The sequence below is a fragment of the Xenorhabdus japonica genome, from assembly GCF_900115195.1.
GTDB lineage: Bacteria > Pseudomonadota > Gammaproteobacteria > Enterobacterales > Enterobacteriaceae > Xenorhabdus > Xenorhabdus japonica.
This window is the reverse complement of record NZ_FOVO01000009.1, coordinates 37944-51623: the sequence shown is the minus strand read 5'-3', so window position 1 is coordinate 51623 and position 13680 is coordinate 37944. Positions and strand designations below refer to the sequence as shown.

Genomic DNA, 13680 nt, shown 5'->3' with positions numbered 1-13680 from the left:
ACAAGAAACATAATTTAATTCAGAAATGAAATTAAATGGAATTAAGCAAACATAAAAAAATAAGACTGTTCTTTTTTATTAGAATGGTCAGCTATTTTTATGCTGCTTGTTCTAGATACATAAATATCTATACCAAACAGTAATAATATAGTGTTTTTTAAACATAAATAGACTTTCCGTCTATTTCATGGACTATTTTTATCAGTTTAAACTCAAGTGTGATTTTTTGTTTATCAGTTCTCATATTTTTATTTTTAATGTACCCATAAAAGGGAGATATAGAATGAATTACCCTGAAAAATTGAAATCATTCCCTTTATCGGAAGCTCAAAGCAGCCGCTGGTTTCAATATCAAATTGATCCTGACAAACGAGGTCAAAATAATAGTGCTTTTTGTGCTCGCATTAAAGGCTTAACGGCTAAGAGCCTGGAAGAAGCTCTCAATAAATTAGTGGAAAGACACCCGATGCTGCGAGCAAGTTTTGGTCTATACCACGGCGAATTGGGTTATTGCATTGCAGATAGTTCTGAAATCACACTCACAATACATGATGCCCAACAACTTAGCGAAGAGACTCTTAAACAACGTGTTCAAGATGATTGCTGGCACCCGTTTGATCTAGCACACCCGCTTCGGGTTTACGCCAGTTGGTATCAGTGCAATCCACAAGAAAGCGTCATGGTGCTGACCTTTGATCATTTGGCCGTTGATGGCTGGTCTTATTGGGTACTGTTAGATGAACTTGATGCACTGCTTTGTGCAAAACCTCTGGAACCCGCCCCCGAAAATAGTTTCCATGATTATGTTGAATGGCAACAAAAATGGTTAAACAGTGCCAGTGCCAAAAAACAACAACAATTCTGGCAAAATACGTTGTCAGGTAATTTAGCCGTATCACAATGGCCGCCTAAAAACAGCACCCTGCCGATCACAGGAAAAGTATCCTTAAATAAAATAATAGGCAAGTCACTGACACATAAACTACACGCTCTGGCCCAAAAATATGACAACAGCCTGTTTGCTATCTTTCTGGCTGCCTACCAAATCCTCTTGAGCCGTTATACCGAAGTGGATGACGTCATTATCGGTTCCATCATGCCGGGAAGAGGTCGTGCCCGTTGGGGAAAATTGGTTGGTGAATTTATCAATCCAGTTGCCTTACGCTGCCAGATAGACGGTGATATGACGGTACAAGAACATATCACACAAGCCACTAAAACCATCCGTCAGGGTATTGAAAACCAGAAATACCCCTTCCCCAAAGTGCTGGAACAATTGAAATTGCAACGCCATGCAGAAGTTCATCCCGTCTTCCAGACAGTCATGATATTCCAAAAAGCCAGATACATTGGCGATTTGACTACACTCTGGGTGGCAGAAAATGACGATGTCACGGTACAGTGGGGAAACGCAGAGTTACGGCATTTTCCTTATCCTTTATATGCCGATGTCCCTGTTCCATTAATGATGAACGTCTTAGAAGGCGGTGACCAAATCGGTTATGCCTTTCATTATGATACTGCGATATTTGATGCCGAACTCATCTCCCAGTTTATGCAGAATCTCTTAACCCTGCTGGAAACAATGGTGAATGATGAACAACTGTCAGTTAATCGTTTGCCATTGATGGATGAACAGACTCGTCAGCAAATCATCCATGATTTTAATGACACAGAAAAACCTTTCCCGCAACACGCTTTAATTCATCAATGTATTGAACAGCAAGTGGAACGTAGCCCGGCTGCAATTGCACTGCTGTACGGTAACACTCAACTCAGTTACATGGAATTGAATCAGCGAGCTAACCAACTGGCCCACGCCCTTGTCGAAGCGGGCATTCATCCAGGTGATCGCATCGCCATCTGCATGGAACGCAGCCTGGATATGGTCATTTCCCTACTGGGGATTTTAAAAGCCGGCGCTGCCTATGTGCCACTCGATCCTGAATATCCTATCGATAGACTTGCCTATGTTTTATCAGACAGTGAGCCTGTGATCCTGCTAACTCATCTGGACCTGCAAGAAAAACTGCCAGCAACCGAAATTCCTGTCTGGTTTTTGGATAATCCGACTATTCAGGCCAACATCACTTGCCAATCCGACGACAACATAGAGGCCGCTCATTTGGGGCTGACATCGCGGCATATGGCCTATGTGCTCTACACTTCTGGCTCTACGGGTTTACCAAAAGGAGTGATGATAGAACATATTGGGGTAGTTAACCTGTTGTTCTCAATGCAGGAAATACTACAAATTACTGCCGATGACACGATGCTCGCCGCCACAACCATTGGCTTTGATATCGCCGAGCTGGAACTCTACTTGCCCTTGTTCATCGGCAGCCACATTGTCTTAGCACCATCGCTGGCAGCTAAAGATCCTAAGCAATTGGAAGAGTTGATTGCATCGCATCACATCAAAATTGTACAGGCGACACCCACTTCTTGGCGAATGTTGCTCGATTCTGGCTGGACTGGCGCCAACATCAAAGCATTAAGCGGCGGAGAAACATTGCCACACGAATTGGCACAGCGCTTAAGAGAAAAAGTCAGTGGCCTGTGGAATCTATACGGGCCGACAGAAACAACTATCTGGTCAACAGCATCCACTAACCTTTTGATGGAGCAGCAGGACAATCATCACACTCAATCTCAAATAACGATTGGCCGTCCGATAGCCAATACCCAGATCTATTTGCTTGATAAGCATAACCAACCCGTTCCTATTGGGGCAATCGGTGAAATTCATATCGGTGGTATTGGATTGGCACGCGGTTATTTGAATTTACCTGAATTGACCGCAGAGCGTTTTATTACCGATCCATTCAGTACTGAACCTAATGCTCGTCTGTACAAAACGGGCGATCTGGGGCGCTGGTTACCGGATGGCAACATCGCCTATCTGGGACGCAACGATTTCCAAGTCAAAATTCGCGGATTACGCATTGAACCGGGTGAGATTGAAACCCGCCTGATCCAATGCTCTGGCATTCGTGAAGCCGTGGTGATCGCCCGTGAAAACGGCGTGGGAGATAAACGTCTGGTCGCCTATTTGATCCCGAATAAAGACTGCACTCCAAACATTTCTCAACTGCGTGAGCAATTAAGCAGAAATCTCGCCGATTACATGATACCGAGCGCATTTGTGATGATGGAGGCTTTTCCTCTCTCTCCAAATGGCAAACTCGATCGCAAGTCTCTGCCTGCTCCCGATCACTCAGCCGTATCAACCCACGAATATGTGGTGCCAGAAGGCGAAATCGAAGAACAATTGGCCGCCATTTGGAAAGAACTACTGGGACTGGATCGGGTCAGCCGCCATGACAATTTCTTCGAATTGGGTGGTCATTCTCTGTTGGTGCTACAGCTACAGGCGCAAATTAAAAAAACATTTGATGTTGAATTATCCATTCATCAACTGTTTTCCCATTCAACCCTCTGTCAGCTTGAAGAATGCATTATCGACTCTCTATTACTGCAATTCGATTCAGAGTCTCTGCAAGATATTTATAAATCAATGGATTAGATTTTACTTTACATTGTTTTGAGTGGTGATAATCAAATGAATAATAACGAGCTTTCATCTCTACCATTAGCTGAACGCAGAAGACTACTTGAGTTAGCCAAATCAGCAAAACTGACCCGCCAGTCTACTCAAAAAGCAGAAATCACGCCCCAAGCGCGCGCGCAATCGAGCAATAATGGCAGTGGTGTGCCATTATCCTGGACACAGCAACGCTTATGGTTCCTGGCTCAATTAGATCCTGCTGCACAAACGGCATACCATATGTCAGTGGGGCTGAACCTACAAGGCAAACTGAATCTGAATGCCTTGCAAAAAGCCTTGGATCGCATTGTGGCACGCCATGAAATTTTGCGTACGACTATCATGACGGTAGAGGACGAAGCACAGCAAATCATTAGTGATACAGATTGTGGTTTTCTTCTGATACAAGAAGATTTCAGCCAACTATCTTCTTTAGAGCTATCTTCTTCAGAACCATCTTCTTCAGAGCTGTCAGAACAGCAGGCTGCAATTGAAAAAGTGGCCTATCTTGAAGCAAATCATCCCTTTGATTTTGTTAATGGCCCATTGGCACGGGGACGGTTGCTCAAACTGGCAGAAGAGCAGCATATCCTGCTGTTAACTCAGCATCATATTATCTCTGATGGCTGGTCAGTCAGTATATTTATGCAAGAACTGTCCACACTTTATCGCGCATTTAGTCAAGGGCAGCCAGATCCAATGCCAGCCCTGACAATTCAATATGCTGATTATGTTCTCTGGCAGAAAAATTGGTTACAGGGGGAAGTGCTGGAAAAACAAGTTAATTTCTGGCGCAACACTCTGCAAGATGCTCCCACACTTCTGGAATTACCCACTGATCGGCCACGCCCAGCGAAGCAAAGCTATATCGGTGGGCGCGTTAATATTGCGCTATCACCAACATTACAGGCAGGTTTAAAAGATCTCAGCCAGCGTCATGGAACTACCTTGTTTATGACCTTATTGGCCGGATGGGCTACATTGCTTTCCCGTATCAGCGGTCAGGATGATATTGTGATTGGCACCCCCATCGCTAATCGTCAACAACCTGAATTAGCCCCTTTAATCGGCTTCTTTGCCAATACATTGGCATTACGGGTGCAATTGCATGATAACCCCAGTGTCAGTGAACTGTTGGCACAAGTGAAAAAACAAGCAATCAATGCATTCGCTCATCAAAATATGCCTTTCGAACAATTGGTCGAAATCCTGCAACCTCCGCGCAGCCTGAGCCATAGCCCAATTTTTCAGGTTATGCTGGCAACAAATAATACGCCGGGACAACGGCATTTCGAGCTACCCGGATTAGTGCTGGATGAACGACCATTAATCAGAGACAGTTCTTACTTTGATCTGACATTAACTCTGGATGAAACTGAAAAGGGTTTAGTGGGTGATCTGGAATATGCCAGTGATCTGTTCGATCACGCGACCATTGAGCGCATAGTCAACCACTTGAGCACCTTGCTGACAGCGATGGTAGCGGATGACAGTCAACGAGTGGCTGAACTGCCGCTGATGACATCACAACAAAGCAAACAGTTGTTAGTGGATTTTAACGACACCGCACTCATTTACCCGCAGGATAAGCTGATCCACCAGCTATTTGAACAGCAGGCAGAATTGACACCTGAAGCGATTGCCTTGGTGTATCAAGATACTCAACTGAGCTATGCGGAGTTGAATCAGCGTACCAACCAACTGGCACACAACCTGATTGCCTTTGGCATACACCCAGACGACCGTGTGGCACTGTGTGTCGGGCGCAGCCTGGATATGATCATTGGCATGTTGGGCATTCTCAAAGCAGGAGCAGGTTACATTCCATTCGATCCAGAATATCCTGCCGAACGGTTGGCTTATCAGTTATCAGATAGCACACCAAAGTTATTGCTGACCCAACAACATTTACAGGCAATTTTACCGGTAACAGAAGTTCCGGTCTGGTTACTGGATGATGAAAATCATCTGAATACCGTGGCACAACAGCCGACGCATAATCCTGATGCCAGCCAATTAGGTCTTCTGCCACACCATCTGGCCTATATCATCTACACTTCCGGTTCAACCGGACTACCTAAAGGCGTAATGCTGGAACACCGCAATGTGGTCAACTTTATCCATGCCCAGCACCAAATCAGCCAACCTCAGCCGGAGGATCGCATTCTGCAATTTGCGACTATGGCATTTGATACCTCAGTGTCTGATATTTTCCCGACACTGGCTGCGGGAGCAACTTTGGTCCTGCGCCCTGCACATATCCGCGCACCAGATGCAGAATTCATCGACTTTTTAAACCAGCAGAAGATCACTATCATGGATGTACCTACGGCTTTCTGGCACCAATGGGTACAGGAAATGAAAGCCGATCGTACAGGTTTTAGCCCTTATCTGAATACGATTATTGTTGGCGGAGAGAAAGCGGAATCCCGCCATCTGGTGGATTGGCAGTCTCTGCCGGAAACTCAATTCTGCCGTTGGATCAATACCTATGGCCCGACCGAAACCACTGTCATTGTGACGTCATTGACACTGAATGGTGGGTATTCTTCTAGCATCATCAGTAATATTCCGATTGGCAGTCCCAATGCCAATTCCCATATTTATATTCTCGATCCTCTCGGTCATCCTGTTCCCATCGGCATCAGCGGTGAAATCCATATTGGTGGCGCAGGGGTTGCCTGTGGTTACTTAAACCGTCCAGAATTGACGGCAGAACGCTTCGTGCCCGATCCATTCAGTAAAAAACCCGATGCCCGAATGTATAAAAGCGGTGATCTGGGGCGCTGGCTGCCAGACGGTAACATTGAATATTTAGGGCGCAATGATTTTCAGGTCAAAATACGTGGCTTCCGTATTGAATTGGGAGAAATCGAAGCGCAACTGGCGATGTGCGACGGCGTCAAAGATGTTGTCGTCATTGCCCGTGAAGAAGAAACTGGCGATAAACGCCTGGTGGCCTACCTGATACCACAGCCGGATGTTACGCTCATCCCTGCCCATCTGCGTGAGCAATTGAGCATCCACCTGATGGAGCACATGATCCCCAGTGCATTTGTCATACTGGACGCTTTCCCGCTGACCGGCAGTGGTAAGTTAGATCGCAAAGCCCTGCCTGCACCGGATCGTACTGCGATTGCCAGCCGTGAATACGAAGCGCCCCAAGGGGAAATCGAGCAGAAACTAGCGGAAGTCTGGCAATCCCTGCTTGGGCTGGAGCAAGTAGGGCGCCATGACAATTTCTTTGAGCTGGGTGGGCACTCTTTACTGACCGTGCAAATGGCTTCCCGTTTACGTCAAGTTTTCAATACCAAATTGGACTTACAGGATCTGTTCACTCGTCCAATCTTGTCAGATTTAGCACAGTCATTAAATACAGCCAGCCAATCAACACAGCATTCATTATCATCACACCAGCTAATACAACAGGTGATATTACCTGCCAGCCGACAACAAGCGCTTCCGCTCTCTTGGGCACAACAACGCCTGTGGTTCCTGGCACAGTTAGATTCTGCCGCCCAGACGGCGTATCACATATCTGGCGGATTACGCCTGAAAGGCCAGCTAAACCTGAACGCCCTGCAATCTACTCTGGATAGAATTGTTGCCCGCCATGAGATTCTGCGCACAACCATTAAAATAGTGGATGGTACAGCCCGGCAAATCATTGCCGATGCGGATCGTGGATTCAATTTAACCATTAAAGATTTCAGCCTGTTAACTGAGACAGAAAAACAGGCTGCCATTGATGAAGCCGCTCAGTTTGAAACTAATCATCCCTTTGATTTTGCACTGGAACCATTAATTCGTGGTCAATTACTGAAACTCACCCAAGATGAATATGTTCTGTTATTGACTCAGCACCACATGATTTCTGATGGCTGGTCACTAAACGTCTTGATTTATGAGCTGACAACCCTCTATCGGGCTTTCATTCAGGGGCAAGACGATCCGCTGCCTGCGCTGACCGTGCAATATGCTGACTATGCCCTCTGGCAGCGACAATGGCTGCAAGGTGAAGTGTTGGAAAAACAGGTCAATTTCTGGCGAGAAGCACTGCAAGGTGCTCCTGCTTTACTGGAGTTGCCGACAGACAGAACACGTCCTGCGGTTCAGAGCTATCGCGGGGATCAAGTAGCATTTACTCTCTCACCTGAATTAAGTGATGGCTTAAAGGCGTTGAGCCAGCGCCATAGTTCCACATTATTCATGACATTGCTGGCAGCCTGGTCAGTCTTGCTTGCCCGCATCAGTGGTCAACAAGATATTGTCATTGGGACACCTGTTGCTAACCGACAGCACAGCGAATTAGAACCGTTGATCGGTTTCTTTGCCAACACCTTGGCGCTCAGAGTTAAACTGGAAGATAACCCCACCGTTAGCGAGTTATTGGCACAAGTAAAAGCCCATGCACTGGAAGCCTATGTGCATCAGGACTTGCCATTCGAACAACTGGTTGAAGCGCTGCAACCACCGCGCAGCCTGAGCCATAGCCCAATATTTCAGGTCATGCTCGCGCTGGATAACACGCCGATACAGCAATCTCTTGAGTTATCCGATTTAGTGCTGGATGAACTGCCATCAGCCCGAAACAGCACTCATTTCGATTTGTCACTTTCCATGAACGATACCGATAATGGTTTGGTCGGTGAATTGGAATATGCCAGTGATCTGTTTGATCGTGCCAGTATTGAACGGCTCGCAAGCTATCTGCAAACTCTACTGACAGCAATGGTTGAAGATGATTCTCTGCGAGTGGAAGATTTACCATTGCTGCAAGCGCAACAGCGCAACCAATTATTGTTGGATTTCAACGATACAGCGCTGGCTTATCCGCAAGAGCTGCTGATCCATCAACTGTTCGAGCAACAAGCAGAACAGACACCTGATGCTATCGCGTTAGTGTTTGGCGATAGCCAGCTCAGTTATACGGAATTGAACCAGCATGCCAACCAACTGGCACATCACCTGATTGCGTCTGGTGTTCGCCCTAATGACCGTATCGCTATCTGTGTCGATCGCAGTCTGGATATGATCATTGGCATGTATGGCATCCTCAAAGCAGGTGCGGGCTATATTCCCCTCGATCCTGAATACCCCACAGAACGACTGGCCTATCAGTTATCAGACAGCAAGCCTGCATTGTTGCTGACTCAGCATCATTTACAGGCACGCTTGCCAGTGCAGGACATACCTGTTTTGCTGCTGGACGATGACAACCATCGTAACACCATGGCGCAACAACTCAGCCATAACCCTGATGCCCACAAGATGGGGTTACAGCCACATCATCTGGCCTATATTATTTATACTTCCGGCTCCACCGGACAACCTAAAGGGGTCATGCTGGAGCACCGCAACGTAGTAAACTTTATCCATGCCCAGCACCAGACCAGCGAACCACAGCCGGGTGACCGTATCCTGCAATTTGCAACTGTAGCATTTGATACCTCAGTGTCTGATATTTTCCCAACCCTTGCATCGGGAGCGACACTGGTTCTACGTCCGCCTCATGTCCGAATTCCAGATATGACATTCGTCACTTTCCTGCGTGAGCAGAAGATCACCATCATGGATATGCCAACCGCCTTCTGGCACCACTGGGTACAGGAAATGATGGCAGGCCGCAGTGGTTTCAGCCCTTATCTGCACACCATCATTGTGGGCGGTGAGAAAGCAGAATACCGTCATTTAATGAATTGGCTGTCCAGTCCGGAAACCCAATCCTGCCGCTGGATTAACTCCTATGGCCCGACGGAAGCCACCGTTATTGCCACAACATTGAAGCTGGACAACAAAAATCCACTGCATCCCGAAGGTGTCATTCCAATTGGTTATCCGCTGCCCAATACCCGCATTTATATTCTGGATACACATGGTCAGCCTGTTCCTGTTGGGGTGAGTGGAGAAATCCATATTGGTGGCGCAGGTGTTGCCCGTGGTTATCTGAACCGACCCGATTTGACGGCAGAGAAATTTGTTGCTGATTCGTTCAGCGAACAAACAAATGCCCGTATGTATAAAACGGGGGATCTGGGGCGCTGGCTGCCCAATGGTGCCATTGAATATCTGGGACGCAACGATTTTCAGGTCAAGATACGCGGCTTCCGCATTGAGTTGGGAGAAATTGAAACTCAGTTGGCGGCATGTGAAGGTGTCAGCGATGCCGTCGTCATTGCCCGTGAAGAAGGCATGGGTGATAAGCGTCTGGTCGCTTACCTCATTCCACAATCAGGTGTCACACTCAACCCTGCCCATCTGCGTGAACAACTAAGCGCCAGCCTGATGGAACATATGTTGCCCAGTGCATTTGTGATTCTGGATACTTTCCCACTATCCGCCAACGGCAAACTGGATCGCAAAGCCCTGCCGGCACCGGATCACTCTGCCATCGTCAGCCGCGAATATGAAGCGCCACAAGGAGAAACCGAGCAAAAATTGGCTACAGTCTGGCAATCCCTGCTGAATTTGGAACAAGTCGGGCGCCATGACAACTTCTTTGAACTGGGCGGGCATTCATTGCTGGTGGTCAATTTGATTGAGGAACTACGCCAGCACAATCTATTCCTTGATGTCAGCACAGTCTTCTCTGCACCAACACTGGCAGCTATGAGCGCGCGTTTAAATCAGAATGCGGCTCAAGGCGTTACCGAACTGACTGTTCCGCCAAACCTGATCCACGAAGATAGCCAAACGATTACACCAAACATGCTGCCACTGGTGGAGTTAACACAAAGCCAGATCGACCAGATTGTAAACCTTGTCCCTGAAGGGGTTGCCAATATTCAGGACATCTATCCTCTGGGACCATTGCAGGCGGGCATCCTGTTCCACCATTTGCTGGAAACAGAAGGCGATATTTATCTGGACAGTCAGCTCATGGCATTTGACAGCCGGACTCGTTTGGATACGTTCTTGAACGTGCTTCAACAAGTGATTGATCGACACGATATCCTGCGCAGTGCTGTGTATTGGCAAGAACTGCCAGAACCTGTTCAGGTTGTTCATCGTCGCGCGCCGTTGCCGATTATTGAACTCAAGCTATTAACGCAAGAAAACGCACCAGCGCAAGAAAACACAGAAACACAATTACGCCGTCTCACTGATCCTCGCACGGTACGGATAGATATCACCAAAGCCCCGCTTCTGACGGCACATATTGCTCAAGATCCTGAGTCTGGACAATGGTTACTCTCCTTACTGCACCACCATTTAGTTTGTGACCACATTTCATTGGGGATGATCTTCAATGAAATTCAGGTTCTGATATTGGGAGAAAATGACAGACTGCCGGCTCCCCTGCCTTATCGTAACTTCATTGCCCAAACCCGCAGCGTGCCGCTGGAAGTTCATCAAGACTATTTCCGCGAACAGCTCGAGGATGTTGATGAGCCGACCCTGCCGTTTGGATTACTTGATGTACAAGGCAATTATCGTGATGAAAGCAACTATCGTGATGAAATCAGTCTCAACGAAAGTGAGCTTGATGAAAACCGCATCAATGCAAATATTCATGCAATAGTAGAAAATACCGTCACACTGGATAGCGAACTCGCCCACAATCTGCGTAATTGCGCCCGTCAATTGGGCATGAGTTCTGCTGTACTGTTCCATGTCGCATGGGCACAAGTATTAGCCCGGTGCAGCGGACGAAATGATGTCGTATTTGGTACGGTTCTGTTGGGACGTTTACAGGGCGGCGTTGGCGCTTCTGAAGTGCTCGGTATGTTTATCAATACCCTGCCTATCCGTGTTCGGCTACAGGCTCGCACCGTCAAGGAAGCTGTACAACAAACCCATCAGCAACTCAGTGAATTACTCGATCACGAGCAGGCATCATTGGCTGTTGCCCAGCGTTGCAGCAGCATTCAGGCACCATTACCGCTGTTTAACAGCCTGCTGAACTTCCGTCACAGCCCACACAATGGGTCTCAATCTGAATCGCTGGCTTGGGAAGGCATGCAGATACTCAGTGGCGAAGAACGCAGTAATTACCCGCTGTCGCTGGATGTGGATGATTTTGACGATGGATTTGCGCTCACCGCACAATGCAGTCAGCAGATTAATCCAGCGCGTATCAATGCCTATATGGATATGGCTTTAAAAGGAATTGTCGCAGCCCTGCAACATGCACCGGAGCAGAAAATTGAATCGCTCGATATTCTGTCTCCAGAAGAACGCTTTCAATTACTGGAAACATTTAACGATACCGCCGTCGAACATCCGCAAGATGTCTTAATCCACCAGTTATTTGAACAGCAAGTGGAACAGACACCGGATGCTATCGCGTTGATGTTTGGTGATAGACAATTGAGCTATGCCGAACTGAATCACCACGCCAATCAACTGGCACATCAGCTTATTGCATCCGGCGTACGCCCTGATGATCGCGTCGCCATTTGTGTCGACCGCAGTTTGGATATGATCATTGGCATATACGGTATCCTCAAGGCGGGTGCGGGTTATATTCCGCTCGATCCTGAATACCCCACCGAACGACTGGCTTATCATCTCTCGGATAGCCAGCCTGCACTATTGCTGACTCAGAAGCACTTGCAACGGCTTTTGCCAACACAAGGCCTGACCGTCTGGTTGCTGGATGATGAAACTCACCGCATTAATGTGGCAAAACAGCCCGACCACAACCCTGATGCCAGCCAAATGGTTCTCCAGCCACACCATCTGGCCTATATCATCTATACCTCCGGCTCAACCGGACAACCTAAAGGCGTGATGCTGGAACACCGCAATGTAGTCAACTTTATTCATGCCCAGCACCAGACCAGTGAGCCTAAATTGGGTGATCGCATTCTGCAATTTTCGACCGTGGCATTTGATACTTCGGTATCGGATATTTTCCCTACCCTTGCATCGGGAGCCACACTGGTTCTGCGCCCGCCTCATATCAGAGTACCGGACGCAACCTTTGTTACTTTTCTGCGCGAGCAAAAGATCACCATCATGGATATGCCAACTGCCTTCTGGCACCACTGGGTACAGGAGATGATGGCAGGTCGCAGTGGTTTCAGCCCCTATCTGCATACCATTATTGTGGGCGGTGAGAAAGCGGAGCATCGCCATTTATTAAGCTGGCTGTCCAGCCCGGAAACCCACTCCTGCCGTTGGGTCAACTCCTATGGCCCAACGGAAACAACGGTTATTGTCACCACACTGACGGTAGATGACAGGCAGGTTCCGTATGCCAATGACAACATTCCGATTGGCCGTCCGTTGCCCAATACCCGTATCTATATTTTGGATACCCTCGGTCAGCCTGTCCCCGTTGGTGTCAGTGGTGAAATTCACATCAGTGGTTTGGGCGTCGCACGGGGTTATCTGAATAAGCCGGAGATGACAGCGGAGAAATTTATTTCTGACCCATTCAGCGAACAAACAGATGCCCGTATGTATAAAACGGGGGATCTGGGATGCTGGTTACCAAATGGCATGATTGAATATCTGGGACGCAACGATTTTCAGGTCAAGATACGCGGTTTCCGCATTGAGTTGGGAGAAATTGAGGCACAACTGGCAGCCTGTGAGGGCGTCAAGGATGCCGTGGTGATCGCCCGCAAAGAAGAAACCGGTGACAAACGTCTGGTCGCGTATGTCATACCACAATCCGATTTCACGCCCGATGCCAATAGCCTGCGTGAACAACTGAATACCCATCTGGCCAGCTACATGATACCCAACGCGTTTATCATGCTGGAATCCTTCCCGCTGACCGGAAGTGGCAAATTAGATCGCAAAGCACTGCCAGCGCCGGATCGTTCAGCCATCGCCAGCCGTGAATACGAAGCACCTCAAGGTGAAATCGAACAGCAGATCGCCGCCATCCTACAAGGCTTATTGGGGTTAGAACAAATAGGGCGCCATGACAGCTTCTTTGATTTAGGTGGAAACTCCTTATCAATCATTCAGTTAATGGCAAGATTGCGTGATGAATTCCATCTTGAAGTGTCCATCCAAGACATATTTGCTCATCCAGAACTTTCTGAACTCGCTGAGCTTATCGCGTCAAGACAGATCGAAACCTTTTTCGCACAAGAAGATATCGAATCGCTGCAAAAAGAATTGGAGAACTTGTCTGAAGATGAACTGCGTGCCCTGTTAAATGGAGATAATTAATT

General features: G+C 47.6%; 2 protein-coding genes. Both read left to right on the top strand.

All coding sequences use genetic code 11. The features are described 5' to 3' along the window. Positions 1 to 283 precede the first annotated feature (283 nt). Positions 284 to 3526: a non-ribosomal peptide synthetase gene (locus BM135_RS05540; protein WP_092518655.1), complete on the top strand. Its 3243-nt coding sequence runs from the start codon at positions 284 to 286 to the stop codon at positions 3524 to 3526. Between the two features lie 36 nt (positions 3527 to 3562). Next, entirely contained in the window at positions 3563 to 13678 is a 10116-nt protein-coding gene (locus BM135_RS05535) for a non-ribosomal peptide synthetase (protein WP_092518653.1), read from the top strand. Positions 13679 to 13680 lie beyond the last annotated feature (2 nt).